Source organism: Nocardioides daeguensis, assembly GCF_019192965.1.
GTDB lineage: Bacteria > Actinomycetota > Actinomycetes > Propionibacteriales > Nocardioidaceae > Nocardioides > Nocardioides daeguensis.
In genome coordinates, this window is sequence record NZ_JAHTKU010000020.1 from 130,415 (window position 1) to 148,694 (window position 18,280).

Sequence of the window (18,280 nt, forward strand, 5' to 3'; positions counted from 1 at the left end):
CCTGGGTCAGTCGTCGGCGAGGCGGTCGAGGACCGAGGTGGCGAAGCGGCCCAGGCTGCGGACCTGGTCGCCGTTGAGGCCGTCGAAGAACAGCTCGCGCACCAGTGCGACGTGGCCGGGCGCGGCGGCGTCGATGGCAGCCTGACCGGCGTCGGTCAGGTCGACGAAGGCGCCGCGCCGGTCGTCGGCACAGTGCCGGCGCTCGACGAGGCCGCGCGCCTCCATCCGGGAGACCTGCTTGGAGACCCGGCTCTTCTCCCACTGGAGGCGCTCGCCGAGCTCGTACATCCGCAGCGAGTGCTCGGGCACGTCGTCGTCGGTGAGGGCGACGAGGATCTCGTAGTCGGAGATCGACAGACCGCTGGTCGCCTGCAGCTCACGGTTGAGGCGCGCGAACAGCCGGTTGTTGAGGTCCAGCCAGGCCCGCCAGGCCCGGGACTCCTCAGGGTCGAGCCATCGCGTCGTCGTACTCATCGGTGTCATCCTAGCGGCGAATGTTGACACATCCACGACCTCGGAGGAGAGTAGTTGACATGGCAACCATCGACCTCGACGCGATCACCCAGGACCGCGAGCGGATCAAGCGGGAGTACCTCGCTCCCGAGGGCGAGCGCCCCGAGAGCAGCGCCCGCGGCATCCACCACGCCGCCCTGCTGTCCTCGGACGTCCGGCGGACCATCGAGTTCTACCAGGGACTGCTGGAGTTCCCGCTGACGGAGATCTTCGAGAACCGCGACTACGCCGGCTCCGACCACTTCTTCTTCGACGTGGGCGCGGGCAACCTGCTGGCGTTCTTCACCCTGCCCGGCCTCGACCTCGGGCCGTACGCCGAGGTGCTCGGCGGGCACCACCACCTCGCCATCTCGGTGACCCGGGAGAAGTGGGACTACCTGCGGGCCAAGCTCGACGAGGCCGGGGTGGAGTACCACCTGGAGTCGAAGGTCTCGCTCTACTTCCCCGGCCCCGACGGCGAGCGGTTGGAGCTGCTGGCCGACCCGCTCGGCGAGATGTACGGAACCAAGGTGCTGTGACCGGCGCCACGCGTCCCAGCGAGCGGCCCGATTAGCCCCGGCCCCCGGCACGGGGCCTACGATCAAGCGGCTTTGTCGACCTGTTAAAAGGGGAAGCGTTGAGCACCACCACCGAAGAGAAGTTCACTCGCTGGAAGCACCACGAGGAGATCGCCGAGGCGATGATCCCCATCGTCGGCAGGCTGCACCGCGAGAAGGACGTCACGATCCTGCTCCACAGCCGCTCGCTGGTGAACAAGTCGGTCATCGACATCCTCAAGACGCACCGCTACGCCCGCCAGATCGACGGCGTCGAGCTCTCGGTCGCGGACACCCTCCCCTTCCTCGAGGCCATCGCCGCGCTCGACCTGGGCGCCGCGAAGGTCGACCTGGCGCTGCTGATCCGCGCCTACCGCGCGACCGACGGCTCCCAGCCGATCCCGGACTTCACCGCGGCGGCCCTCGCCGAGGCCACCGGTGACAACAAGCTGCCCGCGCCGTGCCCGCAGGACGTCGTCCTCTACGGCTTCGGCCGGATCGGCCGACTCGTCGCGCGCCTGCTCGTCGAGAAGTCCGGCTCGGGCAACGGCCTGCGGCTGCGCGCCGTCGTCGTCCGCAAGGGCAAGGGCGACGACCTGAAGAAGCGCGCCTCGCTGCTGCGTCGCGACTCGATCCACGGTGCCTTCAACGGGTCGATCACGGTCGACGAGGAGAAGAACCAGATCATCGCCAACGGCAACGTGATCCAGGTGATCTACTCGAACTCGCCCGACGAGATCGACTACACCGAGTACGGCATCAACGACGCCATCCTCATCGACAACACCGGCATCTGGCGCGACCGCGAGGGACTGTCGACCCACCTGCGCCCGGGCATCGCCAAGGTGCTGCTGACCGCTCCGGGCAAGGGCGACGTCCCCAACATCGTGCACGGCGTCAACCACCTCGACGTCGACCTCGACGAGAAGGTGCTGTCCTGCGCCTCCTGCACGACCAACGCGATCGTCCCGCCGCTCAAGGCGATGGAGGACGAGTTCGGCATCGTCCGCGGCCACGTCGAGACGGTGCACTCGTTCACCAACGACCAGAACCTGCTGGACAACTACCACAAGGCCGACCGGCGCGGCCGCTCCGCGCCGCTCAACCTGGTCATCACCGAGACCGGCGCGGCCTCGGCCGTGGCGAAGGTGCTGCCGGACCTCCAGGCGCGGATCACCGGCAACTCGATCCGCGTCCCCACGCCGGACGTCTCGATCGCCATCCTGAGCCTGCAGCTCAAGCGCGAGACCACCCGCGAGGAGGTCAACGACCACCTGCGCAAGGCCTCGCTCGTCGGCCCGCTGGCCCGCAACCTGGACTACACGACCGCATCCGACGCGGTGTCGACCGACTTCATCGGCGCCCGTGCGGCCTCGATCGTCGACGGCGGCGCCTCGATCGTCGACGGCGACTCGGCCATCCTCTACGTCTGGTACGACAACGAGTTCGGCTACTCCTGCCAGGTGCTGCGCACCGTGCAGTACATCTGCGGCGTGGAGTACACGACGCTGCCGCGCGTCTGACGCGCGACCGGCTCCACCGGTCGTCCTGTGCGCCGGTCCCGGCCCCTTGCAAGGGGCTCGGGACCGGCGCACACTCGTTGGAGAGGGGTTCTCTCCGAGGAGGAGCCATGAACGAAAGCCCGCACACCGGCGCCGACGTCCTCGCCGACACCGTCATCTCGACCTACGCCGTGCTCCACGCCCGGATGCGCAGCGCCGAGGCCTCCCGGCCCACCCGGGAACGACCACGGGCCGCGCTCAGCGCCGCCGACCCGTTCCTGGCAAGCACGAGCCGCCACGTCTCGGCGGCCAACGCGGTGCTCGCCCCCGCGGCACGGCACCACCTCGAGCAGGGCGGCGAGCGCGTCCATGAGCTCGCCCTGCAGAGCAAGCGGCTCGAGGTCGCCCTGACCGAGCTCAAGGCCAAGCTCTACGGCTCCACGTGGGTCGTGCGCCGTTCGTGGACCGGTATCTGGGACGAGGTCGAGCGCGAGCTGGCGGCCCTGCGGACGATGGAGCTCCGGTTGGCCCGCGACCTGTCCGCGGCCCTGGACGACGCCCAGCGCGGCGGCCTCGCCGAGCAGCTCTACCGCACCGAGAAGCGGGTGCCGACGCGCCCGCACCCCTACCTCCCGCACCACGGCCTGGCCGGCCGGCTGGCCCGGCGCATCGCCTTGCAGGTCGACCGGTTCTGGGACACCGCGGAGGGCCGGATGGTCCCTGAGCCGGTGCGCCCGCACCGCGGCCGCGAGGGTCTGATCGCGCAGTACCTGCTGGCCGATCCGCACTTCCCGGGGTGAGCCGATGCGCTGATCGGCGGTGCCGATCAGCGTCCGCGTTACATCGGACCGGGTGAGGATCGCCACGCCGTAAACGTGACCGTGACCACTGCGCTGCCCGCCGCACGCAGGGTGCACTGGACGCTGAGACCTCTCCGACCCGGGGAGGCCGCCCGCGTCGCGCCGAGGCCCGCGCTCGACGGTGGGGAGACATCGACCACGATGAAGTAAGCGCGGGCACGGGAGACCCAGGTAGTACGCCGGAGCGATCCGGCTCGGGGCGAAGGGACGCACGGCGTCCCTGGGCACCAGCAGCCCAAGTCCGACAGGTCATCTCTCGCAGGCGCCGCTGCGGAGCTCCTCCTGATGTCCACCCTCGTGTCGCGCGCTGCCGCGCGCCTTCTCGTCGTGCCCGTCCTCGCGTCGGCGTGCCTGTTCACGCCGGCTCCCCAGGCCCACGCCGACGACCCCGACAGAGCGGTCCTGCACGTCCTCCCGGCCGAGACGGCCGAGGGCGGGGCCGCCGACCAGCCCCAGACCGCCGACACCGCCGCCCAGAACAAGGCCGAGAAGGCACACAAGGCCAAGAAGCGGGCCGCGAAGCGCGTCGCCCGGGTGATGGCCACGGTGCGCTCCCGCGCCGGCAAGCCCTACGTGTACGGCGCCGCCGGCCCCAACGCCTTCGACTGCTCGGGCCTGGTCCAGTGGACGTACCGCCACGTCGGCAAGAACCTGCCGCGCACCTCCGGCGCCCAGGCCGGCGCGACCCGGAGGGTCGGCCGTCCGCAGGTCGGCGACCTGGTGTTCTTCACCAGCGGCGGCCGTGTCTACCACGTCGGCATCTACGCCGGGAACCACACGCTGTGGCACGCCTCGCGGCCCGGCGTCCCGGTCCGCCGCGACCGGATCTGGAGCGGCTCGGTGTTCTACGGCCGGGTGCGCTGACCTCTCGCCGGTTCCCGCCGGCCCCGTGGGAGCCTTGCCCCATGACGGTGTACGTCGACGACATGCAGCTCGAGGCCGTGGTCGGTCCCGTCGACGGCGTCTGGTCCCACCTGCTCTCCGACCTGCCCGGCGAGGCCGGTCGTCGCGAGCTGCTGGACTTCGCGCGGCGGCTCGGCATCGAGGAGCGCTGGATCCAGAACGCCGGCACCGCCACGGAGCACTTCGACGTCACCGAACCGACCCGGCAGCGCGCGCTGGCACTCGGCGCGGTGCCGATCGCCTACGGCCGTGCGGTCGCCGCGATCACCCGGTCCAAGCGGAGTGCTGAGGACCGGTAGGTCCGCGGCGCGCCCTTTCCGGGCGCGGCGCGCCGGAGTAGCGTGCGAATGCCGGCCGATGGGGGCGGATCGGCTCGCCCGTCCGCTGCTCCCGGAGGACCTCTCGTGACTCTCCCGCTGCCCCGTCCCGTGGCCCGTGCGCTCGCCGGCGCGACTCTCGCCGCCGGCGCCCTCGTCCTCCCGACGGCCGGCCCACCGCCCGCGGCCGGTGTCGGCTCCTGCGCCGCGCCCGCTCCCGTCGTCTTCGGCGCGAGCGGCACCGTCCAGTCGTGGGTGGTGCCGGCCGGCGTGCACCGGGTGAGCCTGTACGTCGTGGGCGCTCCCGGCGGCGGCTCGACACAGGCCGGCGGTCACGGGGGCTTCCTCTTCGTGCCGGGTGTCCCGGTGTCGGCAGGCAGCACCCTCCAGGTGCTGGTCGGCGGCGCCGGCGGGAACGGCGTACCCGGCCAGACCGGCGGCGGTGGCGGCGGCGGGTCCTTCGTGGTGACCGGACCGACCGCGGCCGGCGTCCTGGTCGTCGCCGGCGGTGGCGGTGGTTCCGGGGCGACGACCGGCGGGCTCGACGCCAGCTCGACCGGCACCGGCGGCAACGGCGCCCCGGCCGGCGTCGGCGGCACCGGCGCCGGCATCGACACCGCGTCGAGCGGCGGGAGCGTCGGCGGCTCCAGCCTGGTGGCTCGCGGCGCCGGTGACGGCACGGAGGGCGGCGGCGGGGGCGGCGGCGTGGTGCTCGACGGCGCGAACGCCGGTCAGGGCGGCGCGGGCGGCTGGGCGATGGGCAACGGGGGCGCCGGCGGCGCCGGCCAGGTCGTGACGGGCGGCAGCGGGGGGAACGGTGGCTTCGGCGGCGGCGGAGGCGGCGGCACGGCCGGCGGCGGGGGCGGCGGCTACGGCGGCGGCGGGGGCGGCGGTCTGCTCGACAGCACGGCCGGCGGGGGCGGCGGCGGAGGCAGCTACAGCAGCGTGCCGCCGGCCCAGACCGGAGTCGCACCGGAGGCGACGAGCGGCCAGGTCGTGATCACCCCCGAGGGCGGCTGCGGCCAGCCGCCCGTGCGCACCTGCCACGGGCGGGCGGCCACCATCGTCGGCACGCCCGGCGACGACGTGCTCCGTGGCACGCCGGGACGCGACGTCATCGTCGGCCTCGGCGGGAACGACCGGATCCGTGGCCGCGGCGGCCGGGACCTGCTCTGTGGCGGTGCCGGGCGCGACGTGCTCCGCGGCGGCGGCGGCCAGGACCGGCTGTACGGCGGTCCCGGCCGCGACCGGCTGGTGCCGTGAGGCGTCAGCGGCCGGTGAACTCCGGGGGGCGCCGCTCGAGGAACGACAGCATCGCCTCGTCCAGGTCGTCGCTGAGCAGGAAGGCCGAGTTCCACACCGCGGTGTAGCGCAGGCCGGCCTCGACCCGCGGACCACGCTCGGCGTCGAGGACGTCCTTGATGCCGCGCAGGACCAGCGGCGAGTTGGCCGCCATCCGGGCGGCGAGGTCGGCGGCCGCCGTACGGGTCTCGGCGGCGGAGGCGTGGACGTGGTTGACCAGCCCGATCTGCGCGGCGCGAGCGGCGTCGACGTCGTCGCCGGTGAGGGCGAGCTCGCGCAGGTGGCCGTCGCCGATGACGCCGACGAGGCGCTGCAGGCTGCCGAGGTCGGCGACGATGCCGACCTTGGCCTCGCGCACGCTGAACACCGCGTCGGCCGACGCGACCCGGACGTCGCAGGCGACGGCGAGGTCGACGCCGCCGCCGATGCACCAGCCGGTGACGGCGGCGACAGTGGGCTTGCGGAGGTTCGCCACCGTGTCGAGCGCGCTCTGCCAGCGGCGGATCAGGGCCATCAGCTCCTGCCGGGCGCCGGCATGGGTGGCCTGTCGCCAGGGCGCGAAGGTGCCGGCGGCCGCGGCCAGGTCGAGGCCGTAGGAGAAGTGGTCGCCCGCACCGGCGAGCACGACGGCGCGGACCGCGTCGTCGGCGTCGAGCTCGGTGAAGGTCGCGGCCAGCTCGGCGAAGAACGCCTCGTCCATGACCGCCTTGCCGCCCGGGCCGGCGAGGCCGACGGTGGCGACCGCGCCGTCGCGGGTGAGGGTGAACCGGGGCTCGCTCACGCGACGACCTCCTTGACGATCTCGGAGAGCCGGCGCACCTGCGCCACCTTCTCCTCGTCGGTCGCGGCGAGCGGGTTCAGCAGGAAGGTGCGCACGCCGGCGGCGTGGAACTCGGCCACCTGCCGGCGGATCGAGTCCTCGTCACCGAGCAGGGTGACGGCGTCGACCAGCTCCTGGGGTACGGCGGCCGCGGCCTCCGCCTTCGCGCCCGAGAGGTAGAGGTCCTGGATCTCCTTGGCCTCGGCCTCGTAGCCGTAGCGGCAGGCCAGCTGGTTGTAGAAGTTCTTGTCGCGCGCGCCCATGCCGCCGATGTACAGCGCCAGCTGGTTGCGGATCGCCTGCACGGCCTCGGGCGACGGCTCGCCGAGGTGGAAGGCGATCTGGAGCTGGATGTCGAGCTCGCCGAGTGCGGGGTCGCGCTTCGCGAACCCCTCGGCGAGCGGCTCGCCCCAGGCGAGGTCGCGCTTGCCGGGGTGGAAGAACAGCGGCTGCCAGCCGTTGGCGAGCTCGGCGACCAGGGCGACATTCTTCGGGCCGAGCGCGGCGACCGAGATCGGGATCTCGCTGCGGACCGGGTGGTTGATGATCTTGAGCGGCTTGCCGAGCCCGGAGCCGCCCTTCTCCTTGGTCAGCGGGATGTCGTAGTACTTGCCCTCGAACTCGACCGGCTGGCGCTTCCACACCTGCCGGCAGATCTCGATCACCTCGCGGGTGCGGCCCAGCGGAGCGTCGTACTTGACGCCGTGGAAGCCCTCGATCACCTGCGGCCCGCTGGCGCCCAGGCCGAGCGTGAACCGGCCCTCGGAGACGAAGTCCAGGCCGGCGGCCGTCATCGCGGTCAGCGACGGGGTGCGGGTGTAGATCTGGAAGATCGCCGACATCAGCTCCAGGCGCTCGGTCTTGGCGGCGATGTAGCCGAGCTGGCTGACCGCGTCGAAGGAGTACGCCTCCGGCATCGCGATCAGGTCGAGCCCGTTGCGCTCGTACTCCTGGAGCAGCTCCACGGTCTCGGCGAACCCGCCGGAGTAGTCGATGATCATGCCGAGCCGCATGGCGCCCCCTGGCTGTCGTGGTGGTGGTCGTGGTGTGGTCGTGACCTGGGACGGGAGCGTAGCCGTCGCCGCCACCCACTAGATTTCAGCCTGTGTCCGGCATCGCTCAGCAGCTCCAGCGCCACGGAGCGGGCGACGTCAGCGACGACGCCGCGGTCCTCGGCGCCTACTCCTCCGACGCCTCGCTCTACCGGGTCCCGCCCGTCGCCGTCGCGTTCCCGCGCTCGGGCGACGAGGTGGCCGCGGTCCTGGCCGCCGCCCGCGCGGAGGGGCTGACGGTCACCGCCCGCGGGGCGGGGACCTCGGTCGCCGGCAACGCGATCGGCCCCGGCGTGGTCATCGACTTCAGCCGGCACCTGAACCAGGTGCTCTCGGTCGACGCCGAGGCGGAGACCGCGGTGGTCCAGCCGGGCGTGGTCCAGGCGGTGCTGCAGCAGGCGGCGGCACCCCACGGGCTGAGGTTCGGGCCGGATCCGTCGACCAGCACCCGCTGCACGATCGGCGGGATGATCGGCAACGACGCGTGCGGGGCGCGCTCGCTGGCCTACGGCCGGACCTCCCACAACGTGCGTGCCGTACGGGCGCTGCTCGCCGACGGGTCCACGCTGACGACGGGGTACGACGCGGACGGGACGCCCGTCGCCTCTGCCGAGGGCTCCGACGTCCTGGACCGGCTGCGGAAGGTGGTCGCGGGCGACCTCGCCACCGTGCGGACCGAGTTCGGCACCTTCGGGCGCCACGTCTCCGGCATCGCGCTCGACCACCTCGCACCCGAGCGCGGCTTCGACCTCACCCGGACCCTTGTCGGGTCCGAGGGCACGCTGGCGGTGCTCACCGAGGCGACGGTCCGGCTGGTCCGCGCACCGAAGGTCGCGGTCATGGTCGTGCTCGGCTTCGCCGACTTCCCGACCGCCGGCTTCGCGACACCCGAGGTGCTCGCCTTCGAGCCGTCCGCGTGCGAAGGCCTGGACCGGCGCATCGTCGACGTGATCCGCGAGCGCCGCGGGGAGAACGCCGTGCCGCCGCTGCCGGCCGGCGACGCCTGGATGTTCGTCGAGCTGTCCGGCACCGACCCCGACGACGTACGGCGCCGGGCGGACCTGCTCGCCGCCGCCGGCCTCGGCATCTCGGCCCTCGTCGTCGACGACCCGAGGACGGCCGACCGGCTCTGGAAGATCCGCGCCGACGGAGCCGGCCTCGCCGGACGTGCGCCGTCGGGCAAGCCCGCCTGGGCAGGCTGGGAGGACGCCGCCGTACCGCCGGACCGGCTCGGCACCTACCTGACCTCGTTCGAGGAGCTGCTCGCCCGGCACGAGCTGACCGCGATGCCGTTCGGGCACTTCGGCGAAGGCTGCCTGCACGTGCGGATGGACTTCCCCTTCGACCGGCCCGACGGGGCCGAGGCGTTCCGCGCGTTCCTCGAGGACGCGGCCGACCTGGTCACCTCCCTGGGCGGCTCGCTGTCCGGCGAGCACGGCGACGGCCGGGCCCGCAGCGACCTGCTGCCGCGGATGTACTCCCCCGCCGCGCTCTCCCTGATGGCCGCCGTGAAGGACGTCTTCGACCCCACCCGGATGCTCAACCCCGGGATCCTGGTCGAGCCCGCCTCCAGCACCGCCGACCTGCGCTACACCGCGACGGCGCGCCTGACCAAGCAGTCGGGGGGCCTGGCACTCGCCTACACCTCCGACGGCGGCGACTTCGGCCAGGCCGTGCACCGCTGCACCGGGGTGGGCAAGTGCCGCGCCGACAACAGCGGCTCGGGCGGCGTGATGTGCCCGTCGTACCAGGCGACGAAGGAGGAGATCCACTCCACCCGCGGCCGCGCCCGGCTGCTGCAGGAGATCGTCAACGGCTCGAGCACGACGACCTGGAGCTCGCCGGAGGTGCACGAGGCACTCGACCTGTGCCTGTCCTGCAAGGGCTGTGCGTCGGACTGCCCGACCGGGACGGACATGGCCTCCTACAAGGCCGAGGTGCTGCACCAGACCTACAAGCGCAAGCTGCGGCCGCGCTCGCACTACTCCGTCGGCTGGCTGCCCCGGTGGGCCAAGGTCGGCTCCGCGATGCCGCGCTTCGCCAACAAGTCGATGGACCTCGCGCCGCTGCGGAAGGTGGCCCTGAAGGCGGCCGGCGTCGACACGCGGCGGCGGATGCCGGCGTTCGCGCGGCGCACGTTCCGCCGTACCTTCGGCGGTGCCGCGGGGACGGGTACGCCGGTCGTGCTCTTCGTCGACTCGTTCACCAACCACTTCGCGCCGCGCGTCGCCGATGCGGCGGTCGCGGTGCTGCGCGACGCGGGCTACGACCCGCGGATCACCCGGCAGCAGGAGTGCTGCGGCCTGCCGTGGATCAGCACCGGCCAGCTCGACGGCGCCGCCCGCCGGCTGGGCGGGATGGTCGAGGCGCTCAAGGAGGACGCCCACGCCGGGGTGCCGATCGTCGGACTGGAGCCGTCGTGCACGGCGGTGCTGCGCCACGAGCTGCGCGAGCTGGTGCCGGGCCCCGACGCCGCGGCCGTCGCCGGTGCGACCACCACGCTGGCCGAGCTGCTGTCCCGCACGCCGGCCTGGACCCCGCCCTCGCTGGCCGGGGTGCGGATCGTCGCGCAGCCGCACTGCCACCACCACGCGGTGATGGGCTGGAGCACCGACCAGGCGCTGCTCGAGCGGGCCGGCGCGACGGTCGAGGCGGTGCCCGGGTGCTGCGGCATGGCCGGCAACTTCGGCGTCGAGCAGGGGCACTACGAGGTGTCGGTCGCGGTCGCCGAGGCGAACCTGCTGCCGGCGCTGCGGTCGTCGGCCGACGACGCGCGGCGGGTGGTGCTGGCCGACGGCTTCTCGTGCCGCACGCAGCTCGACGAGCTGGCTCCCGACGCGGAGCCGGTGCACCTCGCCGAGCTGCTGGCGCGCGGCCTGCGCTGACCGCCTCGACCACCCGCTCCCTCCGAGCCGATCACGGCCGGCTCGGCTCAGCGCTGAGTCAGGCAACTGCCCGCGCTCGCGGAGCTGCACCGCTAGGTTCCGGGCATGTCCCCTGCTGACCGCATCGATCCCTCGGACGAGGAGGCGTTGATCGAGACCGGCTGCGAGCTGGCGGAGCTGGGCCGGCTCGAGGCCGCCATCGACTGCTTCCGGATGGCCGAGGAGCTCGGGTCGGTGCTCGGCTCCTACAACCTGGGCAACACGCTGGCCGACCTGGAACGGTGGTCGGAGGCGCTCGCGGCCTTCGAGCGTGCCGAGGCGGCTGGCGACGAGGACGCCACCCTCGCGATCGCGTTCATGCTGCGCGAGCTGGACCGGTGCGACGAGGCGCTCGCGACGGCCGAGCGGGCAGCAGCCACCGGGAACGCGACCGCGGCGGCGGTCGTGGCCTGCTGGCGGTGGTGCACGTCGTGGGACCCGGCACTCGAGGACGACCTGCGCGCCGGCGCCGAGCTGTTCCCGTCGGCGCGCGGCGACCTCGCCCAGCTGCTGATCCGGTCCGGGCGCCTCGAGGAGGGGCGCGCGGTGCTGGAGCGCGGCATGCTGCTCGGCGAGACGGAGAGCATGCTCCCGCTCGGCAACCTGTACGCCGATGTCCTCAACGACCCGGTCGCAGCCGAGGCCGCCTACCGGGCCGGCGCCGCGCTCGGCGACGCCCACGCCCACCACAACCTCGCGATCCTGCTCGACTGCCTGGGGGACACCGAGGGCGCGCTCGAGCACTTCCGGCTGGCCGCGGCCAGGGGTGACACGCTGGCCGCGCAGGCGCTGCGCGAGCTCGAGGAGGAGCTGGACGACGATGACGAGGAGTGAGCCCCGCCCGGGCCGTCGCCTCTCGCGTCGCGGGCTGCTCGGTGCCGGCGGCGGGGTGGTGGCGCTGGGGGCAGCGGGTGCGGCGGGGGCGGCGTACCGGCACCGGACGGACGACGGACCGGACGGCGTCGTCCCGCACGTGCGGGGCGGCGAGCCGGTGTCGGGCAGCTTCGTCTCCGCGGCCCGCAAGGGCGCGACCTGCGGGTGGTCGATCGCGACCCCGTGGGGAGGCCGGTTCACCGACGGGCCCGGACCGCCGGTCGTGGTGGTGCTGCACGGGCGGCGCAACGACCACGCGTCGGCCTTCGCGCGCTCCTACCTGGCGCTCGACCGGTTCCTCGCGGCCGGCATCGCCGACGGGATGCCGCCGGTCGCGATCGCGAGCGTCGACGGGGGCGACACCTACTGGCACGCCCGGCGCAGCGGCGAGGACGCCGGCGCCATGGTCGTCGACGAGTTCCTGCCCCTGCTGGCACAGCGCGGTCTCGACACCAGCAGGATCGGCCTGCTCGGCTGGTCGATGGGTGGGTTCGGCGCACTCCACCTGACCCCCGCGCTCGGCGACGCGGTCAAGGCGGTGGGCGTGATGAGCCCCGCCCTGTGGCACCGGTACGACGACACGTCGCCGGGCGCGTTCGACGACGCGGCGGACTTCGCGCGGATGACGGTGTTCGGGCGCGAGAACACCCTGGCCGACGTACCCCTCCGGGTGGACTGCGGCACGGGCGACCCCTTCTACGCGGCCACCCGCGACTTCGTCCGCGACCTCCCCGAGCGGCCCGCCGGCGGGTTCAGCCGGGGCGACCACGACATCGGGTACTGGCGGCGCGTGGTGCCGAAGCAGCTGCGCTTCCTGGCCGAGGCGCTCGACGCGTAGCGCGCTGCCGTCTGCGGGTGAGGAGATCGTTGAGTCGCCACTTTCTTGCTGTCGAGTTGCCACTTTCTCGCTGTTGAGTTGCCGCTTCCTCGCTGTTGAGTTGCCGCTTCCTCGCCGTTGAGCTGCCGCATGTCCCGAACGACGCAGACCCGCTCTTGCGTGCCAGGGAGACGGTCAGCGGGCTTCGGTCGCGCAGCCGGTCGGGTTCCGGAAAGGCAGCAACGAAGGAGGGGCGTAGGGGTCGGGTTCCGCGGTCGGCTTGCGATTCCCGCCGAGACGGCGGGGCCGCGATGGGAAGGCGCGAGAAACCGCTAGAAATATGGGGAAAGTCCCCTCGAGTCCATGGCGTACGAACGTGTGTTCGAGTAGAATCGACCCATGCTCTCGGACCTCTCGGACGCCGCCCCGGCGCAGCTGCTCCACGCGGCCGAGAACGGCGTCCAGGTCCGCCGGATCCACGAAGTCGAACAGCTGGAGCTGCTGCTCGCCTGGGCCGACCTCCACTCGAATGACCCGCAGACCGAACCCGACGCGGTGCCCGTACGACTCGGGGGTCCAAAGCTGATCACCCTCGGCGGCGACGGAACGCCGCAGGTCCAGGACCTGGCCCTGGTGGAGATGGCGATCGCCCGCCACGAAGGTGTCCTGTCGACCCGCAGCGCGGTGGCCGATGCGTTCGACCTGCGCCACCGCCTCCCCACCGTGTGGGAGGGAGTGAAAGCCGGGCGTTGTGAGCTGTGGGTGGTCCGCAAGGTCGCCCGCTGGTCCCGCAAGCTCAGCAATTCCCAGGTCCGGGTCGTCGACACCGCGGTCGCCGCGGCCCTGGACCAGGCACCCTCACGGATCCTGAAGATCGCCGAGGCCAAAATCATCGAAGCCGACCCCGTCGCCCATCGGGAACGGATCAACGCCAACCAGAAGGGCAAAGGGGTCTGGTTCCCCCAGCCCCGCCCCGGCACCCAGATCGACTCCGTGGACAACGCTGCCGGGCTGGGGGTCGTGTTCGCCCGCATCGACGAGGCCGACGCCCTCGCCCACGCCCGCATGGTCGACGACCTCGCCCTCGCCTTGGCTGAGAACGCGCCGGCCCCGGTCGACGGCGGGGAACCGTGGGGGATGGACCACTGGCGGGCCGAAGCGTTCGCCATGCTCGCCGACCCCGCCGCCGTCCTCGCGTTCCTCCAGGCATCGGAGGAAGGTCGCGACCCCGGCACCGCAGACCCCGGCACCGCGGACCCCGGCAGGGCAGCCGTCGACCTCGTCGTCCACTTGGCCCACGACACCACCGGCACCCTCGGGCCCCTGGCCCGCGTCGAGGGCCGGGTCAACGGACCCCGCCTCCTCGACCAGGTCCGCGACCTGCTGAGACGCGGTGCGCACGTGACCATCACCCCCGTCGTGGACCTCCACACCGGGCGCTCGGTCAACGGCTACGAACACCCCGCGGACGTGAAGCACCGCACCGAGCTACGCACCCTGGGCGACGTCTTCCCCCACGCCACGAAGCTCTTCACGAAGCACGGCCGAAGCCCCGATCACGACCACACGGTGCCCTACGACAAGAACGGCCCACCCGGCCAGACCGGCGACCACAACGACACCCCACTCGGCAGACACCACCACCGAGCCAAGACCCACCTCGGCTACACCGTCCTGCAGCTCGGACCCGACAGATGGATCTGGGCAACACCCCACGGCCTCTACCGCCTCGTCACCGGGGGCGGCACCACCGTGCTCACCAAAGCCGAGTACCAGCTCCACGAGCACGACGCCCTCGTCTTCGCCGGCGGCGACGCGGCCTGAGCGTCACCGGCCTCCGGAGCCGCCAGCCAACCATGCCTCGGTCGTCGCCGCGAGCGCCTCGCGGGCGGCGAGGTCGCCTGCGGCCGGCGCCGGGTCGACCGGCCGGCTCTTGCGGTAGTACCCCGAGCCGCTGGACGGGTCGGTGGCGATCCGGACCAGGTGGGCGGCCGACTCCTCGGGCGTCATGAGGGTACGGCGCTCGAGCGGCAGGGCCAGGTTGCGCAGCCGCCTCAGCAGCGGGCGGGTCTCGAGGCCACGGTTGGCGATGTTGGTCGACACCGAGCCGGGGTGGACGGCGAGGGCGCGCAGGCCCCGGTCGCCGTACGTCTCGGCGAGGAGCGCGGCATGGTGGACCAGCCCGAGCTTGGAGGTGCCGTAGGACGCCCACGAGTCGTAGTCCACCGGCCGGCCGAGCAGCTGGTCGGTGGTGCCGCGGTCGTGCAGCTGGGAGACGAGGTGCACGACGGTCGGCGACGGCGCCGCGAGGAGCAGCGGCAGCAGAGCGGTGGTCAGGTCGACGGTGCCGAGGTAGTTGGTGCGCCAGTGGATCTCGTGCCCGTCGACGAGCTGGGGCTCCTTCCACCGCGAGCCGAGGTCGAGGTGGATGCCCGCGCTGTTGACCAGCAGGTCGAGGCGGTCGGCCTGCTCGGCGTACGACGCGGCGAAGGCGGCGACCGAGGCGCGGTCGGCGAGGTCGAGGGTGTCGCGGCGGGTGACGACGACGTCCCAGCCGTCGGCCAGGAGCGCGTCAGCGACGGCCCGGCCGATGGAACGGGGACCGGCGCCGGTGACGATCGCACGGCGGGGCGACCCGGTGATCACCAGACGACACCGCGGTCGACGACGAGGTTGGCGCCGGTGACCGACGCGGCCGCGTCGGAGGCGAGGTAGAGGAGCGCCTCGGCGACATCGGCGGGCGGCATGAAGCCGGGAATGACCGAGGTGCTGCGGGCGACCAGGTCCCAGTTGGCGTCGGCGGGCAGGCCGGCCGCCGCCGCCTCGACCATCGGGGTGGCGATGCCGCCGGGCGACACGCAGTTGACCCGCACGCCCTTGGTGCCGAACTCGACGGCGAGGGCACGCATGCCGAGCAGGAGCGCGGCCTTCGAGGAGCAGTACGGCGCGTTGTAGGGCTGGCCCATCACGGCCGAGATCGAGGCGACGGAGACGACGTTGCCCTTGCTCTCGACCAGTGCGTCGGCGCAGGCCTGGGCGAGCATGATCGGGGCGAGGGCGTTGACGTCGAAGTGCTTGCGCAGCAGGTCGGCGGTGATCGAGCCGATCTGGGCGAACTTCTGGATCCCGGCGACGTTGCAGAGCACGTCGAGGCCGCCCAGCTCGGCGAGGGCGTCCGCGACGAAGGCGTCACGGGCCGCGTCGTCGGACAGGTCGCAGGCCACGACGCCGTCGGCGGCGACCACGTCGGTCGCGACCACGGTCGCGCCCTCGGCGCGGAACAGCTCGGCGACGACCTGGCCGAGGCCGCCGGCGGCTCCCGTGACGACGACCCGGCGGCCGGTGAAGCGCTGGGCGCGGGGAGCGGGCTGGTCGGTCATGGGTCCTCCTGGAGTTCGCGGCAGCATGCCGAGGACACCATAGAACCTGTTCTAGTTCTGCGCTGCCCGTGCTCGCGGGAGACCCCGCGGCCGCAGCACGCCGCGAGCCGGGGTCAGCCGTGCACGATGCGGTGCAGCTCGGCCATCCGGGTGTCGAGCTCGTGGGCGACCCGGGCGGCGGCAGAGAGCTCCTCGACGAGCTCGGCAGGCACGTCCTTGGCGTACTTGTAGTAGATCTTGTGCTCGACGCTGGCCCAGAAGTCCATGGCCGCGGTGCGGATCTGCAGCTCCACCGCGACGGTGCGCACCGTGTCGGACAGGAAGACCGGGATCTCCACGATCGCGTGCAGGCTGCGGTAGCCGTTGGGCTTCGGCTGCGCCACGTAGTCCTTGATGGTGCGCACGGTGATGTCCGGCTGGGTCGTCAGCATGTCGAGCACCTGGTAGGCGTCGGCGATGAAGCTGCACACGATCCGCACCCCGGCGATGTCGGTGATCTGCTCGGCGATCGCGTCGACCTCGAGCGGGCAGCCGATCCGCAGCGCCTTGGACCGCAGGCTCTCGACGGACTTCAGCCGCGAGCTGACGTGCTCGATCGGGTTGCCGTTGCCGCGGAAGGCGAGCTCCTCGCGCAGGATGTTGATCTTGGTGAGGATCTCGTCGAGGCCGAACTTGTAGTTGAGCAGGAACGGACCCAACGCTCGCTCGAATGCCGACGAGTCGTCGGCGTTCGACTCCTCGTCCGGGGGCGCGCTCGTCGTGGTCACGCACCGAGTCTGCCCGGCGACCGGTGACCGCCCGCAGGCGGCCACCGGTCACCTGGTGCCTCAGCGCACGGCATCGAGGGCGTCGACCATGCCCTCGCCGTAGTAGCTGTTGTCGGCGTTGGTCCCGACGCACGGGGCCCCGAACGGGATCGTCGGCAGCGGCGGCGTCTCCTGGATCGTGCAGGCGTGGTCGTCGGCGTCGGCGCGCAGCTTGGCGACCATCTGTGCCGGCGTGAGGTCGGGGTGGGCCGACTTCATGAGGGCGAGGACGCCGGCGACGTGCGGCGAGGCCATCGACGTGCCCGACTTCAGGCCGTAGCCGTTGTCGGTGACGATGGTCGACAGGATGCGCCGCCCCGGGGCGGCCACGTCGATGACGCCGAGGCCGCGGTTCGAGAAGTACGACAAGATGTCGTCGCGGTGGCTCGCGGAGACGGTCACCACGCCGGGCAGCTCGGTCGGGATGTCCTGGCAGCCGCTGTTGAGCGTGCGGGTCACCGGCGTGCCGTCGTCAGGGCTGCCCTCGTCGAGGAAGGACGACTTGTCGGCGAGGTCGTGGGCCGAGTTGCCGGCGGCCGCGGCGTGGACGACGCCCTGGCCGGTCGACCAGGCGACCGCGCGGCGCACGGCCTCCTTGGCGGCGTACTGGTCGGGCTGGTCCTCGCAGTAGAACTCGAACGGGTCGACGTAGTAGCTGTTGTTGGTCACGTCCATGCCGTGCGAACCGGCCCAGACGAAGCCGCACACGGCGTACTCCGGGTAGATGAAGCCGTCGTCGTTGACGACCTTGACCGCCGCCATCCGCACGTTGGGCGCGACGCCGACGATGCCGGTGCCGTTGCGCGCCGCGCCGATGGTGCCGGCGACGTGGGTGCCGTGGTCGCTGGTGGTCGGGTACCAGCCCGTCGGCGAGGTGTCCGGACGGCCGGCGTCGCTGCAGTTGACCGAGTCGGCGACGTCGATGTTGGCCGCGAGGTCCGGGTGGTCGGGGTCGATGCCGGAGTCGAGCACGCCGACGACGACGTCACGGGAGCCGTCGGTGATGGCGTGCGCCTGGTCGGCCTTGATCACCTGCATGTCCCACTGCTCCGCCTCGCGCGGGTCGGCGGCGGTGAGGGTGTTCTCCGTGTCGTCGTGCTGCGGCGACTGCTGGGCCTTGCGGACCTGTCCCTTGCCGGGGCCCCACGGCGCCTGGACGCCGGCCGGAGTGCCCTCGGACACCGGCACGGTGCGGGTCGCACCGACCGACTCGAGCGCGTTGCCGGCGTACGCCTGGACGTCGGCGCGGAACGAGGCCTCGTCGCTGTGGGCGACGACGACGCCGATCTGCGGCCAGGTCTGGACGACGACACCGCCGGCCCGGGTCACGGCGCGCTCCACGAGGCGGGTCTGGCCGGGGTTGGCGTGCTTGGCGTTGAGCAGGTACGCCGACACGACTCCGTCGGGCGTGCTGATCGGCACGGGGGTCGACGGGGGCTCGTCGGCCGCGGCGCCGGGGGCGGCGACGGCGCCGGATCCGGTCACGGACAGTCCGGCCAGGGTGAGGCCGGTCGCGACCGTGAGGACGGCGGCACGGAACCGCCGGTTGAGGTGAGGCATGGATCAACCTTTCCGAGAGGAAGGGCGCGGGGATGTGCGCCGGGTCACATCCTGTCCTCCCGGAGGCCGCCTTGGCGAGAGGATCCGCGGCCGAAGTTCCGCACGACCGGAGCCA

17 protein-coding genes are annotated in these 18,280 nt (G+C 72.7%); 10 read left to right on the top strand and 7 right to left on the bottom strand.

Annotated features, from left to right (window positions below; all coding sequences use genetic code 11):
* Positions 1–6 precede the first annotated feature (6 nt).
* Positions 7–474: a MarR family winged helix-turn-helix transcriptional regulator gene (locus KU893_RS16535; RefSeq protein WP_218235479.1), complete on the bottom strand. Its 468-nt coding sequence runs from the start codon at positions 472–474 to the stop codon at positions 7–9.
* 59 nt (positions 475–533) lie between these two features.
* Between KU893_RS16535 and KU893_RS16540 the strand changes: the two genes are divergently transcribed.
* From KU893_RS16540 to KU893_RS23340, 6 genes are all read left to right on the top strand, one after another.
* Complete coding sequence (locus KU893_RS16540) at positions 534–1,031, top strand: VOC family protein (RefSeq protein ID WP_218235480.1); 498 nt, start codon at positions 534–536, stop codon at positions 1,029–1,031.
* A 98-nt stretch (positions 1,032–1,129) separates the two neighbouring features.
* Entirely contained in the window at positions 1,130–2,572 is a 1,443-nt protein-coding gene (locus KU893_RS16545) for a glyceraldehyde-3-phosphate dehydrogenase (RefSeq protein WP_218235481.1), read from the top strand.
* 107 nt (positions 2,573–2,679) lie between these two features.
* Complete coding sequence (locus KU893_RS16550) at positions 2,680–3,351, top strand: hypothetical protein (RefSeq protein WP_218235482.1); 672 nt, start codon at positions 2,680–2,682, stop codon at positions 3,349–3,351.
* 345 nt (positions 3,352–3,696) lie between these two features.
* A complete protein-coding gene (locus KU893_RS16555; RefSeq protein WP_218235483.1) occupies positions 3,697–4,275 on the top strand; it encodes a C40 family peptidase in 579 nt (192 codons plus the stop codon).
* Between the two features lie 41 nt (positions 4,276–4,316).
* Positions 4,317–4,613 (top strand): DUF4031 domain-containing protein, encoded by a 297-nt coding sequence (locus KU893_RS16560; RefSeq protein WP_218235484.1) that lies wholly within the window; start codon positions 4,317–4,319, stop codon positions 4,611–4,613.
* A gap of 105 nt (positions 4,614–4,718) precedes the next feature.
* The gene (locus KU893_RS23340; protein WP_257441391.1) at positions 4,719–5,894 is read left to right on the top strand and encodes a calcium-binding protein; all 1,176 of its coding nucleotides are present in this window, start codon (positions 4,719–4,721) and stop codon (positions 5,892–5,894) included.
* A gap of 4 nt (positions 5,895–5,898) precedes the next feature.
* Here KU893_RS23340 and KU893_RS16570 read toward each other — a convergent pair whose 3' ends face one another.
* Positions 5,899–6,714, bottom strand: coding sequence for a crotonase/enoyl-CoA hydratase family protein (locus KU893_RS16570; protein WP_218235485.1), 816 nt, complete (start codon positions 6,712–6,714; stop codon positions 5,899–5,901).
* Positions 6,711–7,766: an LLM class F420-dependent oxidoreductase gene (locus tag KU893_RS16575; protein ID WP_246592747.1), complete on the bottom strand. Its 1,056-nt coding sequence runs from the start codon at positions 7,764–7,766 to the stop codon at positions 6,711–6,713. Before KU893_RS16575 ends, KU893_RS16570 begins: the two co-directional genes overlap by 4 nt.
* 92 nt (positions 7,767–7,858) lie before the next feature.
* Here KU893_RS16575 and KU893_RS23670 point away from each other — a divergent pair, with 92 nt between their 5' ends.
* From KU893_RS23670 to KU893_RS23355, 4 genes are all read left to right on the top strand, one after another.
* Positions 7,859–10,690, top strand: coding sequence for an FAD-binding and (Fe-S)-binding domain-containing protein (locus tag KU893_RS23670; RefSeq protein ID WP_218235486.1), 2,832 nt, complete (start codon positions 7,859–7,861; stop codon positions 10,688–10,690).
* Positions 10,691–10,795: 105 nt separating this feature from the next.
* Positions 10,796–11,563 (top strand): tetratricopeptide repeat protein, encoded by a 768-nt coding sequence (locus tag KU893_RS16585; protein ID WP_218235487.1) that lies wholly within the window; start codon positions 10,796–10,798, stop codon positions 11,561–11,563.
* A complete protein-coding gene (locus KU893_RS16590; RefSeq protein ID WP_218235488.1) occupies positions 11,550–12,440 on the top strand; it encodes an alpha/beta hydrolase in 891 nt (296 codons plus the stop codon). Before KU893_RS16585 ends, KU893_RS16590 begins: the two co-directional genes overlap by 14 nt.
* 378 nt (positions 12,441–12,818) lie before the next feature.
* Positions 12,819–14,243: a hypothetical protein gene (locus tag KU893_RS23355; protein WP_218235489.1), complete on the top strand. Its 1,425-nt coding sequence runs from the start codon at positions 12,819–12,821 to the stop codon at positions 14,241–14,243.
* Between the two features lie 3 nt (positions 14,244–14,246).
* Here KU893_RS23355 and KU893_RS16600 read toward each other — a convergent pair whose 3' ends face one another.
* The 4 genes from KU893_RS16600 to KU893_RS16615 form a co-directional block, all read right to left on the bottom strand.
* A complete protein-coding gene (locus tag KU893_RS16600; RefSeq protein ID WP_218235490.1) occupies positions 14,247–15,065 on the bottom strand; it encodes an SDR family NAD(P)-dependent oxidoreductase in 819 nt (272 codons plus the stop codon).
* Complete coding sequence (locus KU893_RS16605; protein ID WP_218235491.1) at positions 15,062–15,799, bottom strand: SDR family NAD(P)-dependent oxidoreductase; 738 nt, start codon at positions 15,797–15,799, stop codon at positions 15,062–15,064. The genes KU893_RS16600 and KU893_RS16605 overlap by 4 nt, the downstream gene beginning before the upstream one ends.
* 113 nt (positions 15,800–15,912) lie before the next feature.
* Complete coding sequence (locus tag KU893_RS16610) at positions 15,913–16,566, bottom strand: GTP pyrophosphokinase (protein WP_257441378.1); 654 nt, start codon at positions 16,564–16,566, stop codon at positions 15,913–15,915.
* A gap of 60 nt (positions 16,567–16,626) precedes the next feature.
* Complete coding sequence (locus KU893_RS16615; RefSeq protein ID WP_218235493.1) at positions 16,627–18,165, bottom strand: S8 family peptidase; 1,539 nt, start codon at positions 18,163–18,165, stop codon at positions 16,627–16,629.
* Positions 18,166–18,280 lie beyond the last annotated feature (115 nt).

Bases quoted from the DNA above. Each gene is read 5' to 3' on its own strand.
- KU893_RS16615 (WP_218235493.1), bottom strand. From the start codon at position 18,165: ATGCCTCACCTCAACCGGCGGTTCCGTGCCGCCGTCCTCACGGTCGCG.
- KU893_RS16575 (WP_246592747.1), bottom strand. From the start codon at position 7,766: ATGCGGCTCGGCATGATCATCGACTACTCCGGCGGGTTCGCCGAGACC.
- KU893_RS16550 (WP_218235482.1), top strand. From the start codon at position 2,680: ATGAACGAAAGCCCGCACACCGGCGCCGACGTCCTCGCCGACACCGTC.
- KU893_RS16590 (WP_218235488.1), top strand. From the start codon at position 11,550: ATGACGAGGAGTGAGCCCCGCCCGGGCCGTCGCCTCTCGCGTCGCGGG.
- KU893_RS16605 (WP_218235491.1), bottom strand. From the start codon at position 15,799: ATGACCGACCAGCCCGCTCCCCGCGCCCAGCGCTTCACCGGCCGCCGG.
- KU893_RS16535 (WP_218235479.1), bottom strand. From the start codon at position 474: ATGAGTACGACGACGCGATGGCTCGACCCTGAGGAGTCCCGGGCCTGG.
- KU893_RS16560 (WP_218235484.1), top strand. From the start codon at position 4,317: ATGACGGTGTACGTCGACGACATGCAGCTCGAGGCCGTGGTCGGTCCC.
- KU893_RS16540 (WP_218235480.1), top strand. From the start codon at position 534: ATGGCAACCATCGACCTCGACGCGATCACCCAGGACCGCGAGCGGATC.
- KU893_RS16555 (WP_218235483.1), top strand. From the start codon at position 3,697: ATGTCCACCCTCGTGTCGCGCGCTGCCGCGCGCCTTCTCGTCGTGCCC.
- KU893_RS23355 (WP_218235489.1), top strand. From the start codon at position 12,819: ATGCTCTCGGACCTCTCGGACGCCGCCCCGGCGCAGCTGCTCCACGCG.
- KU893_RS16585 (WP_218235487.1), top strand. From the start codon at position 10,796: ATGTCCCCTGCTGACCGCATCGATCCCTCGGACGAGGAGGCGTTGATC.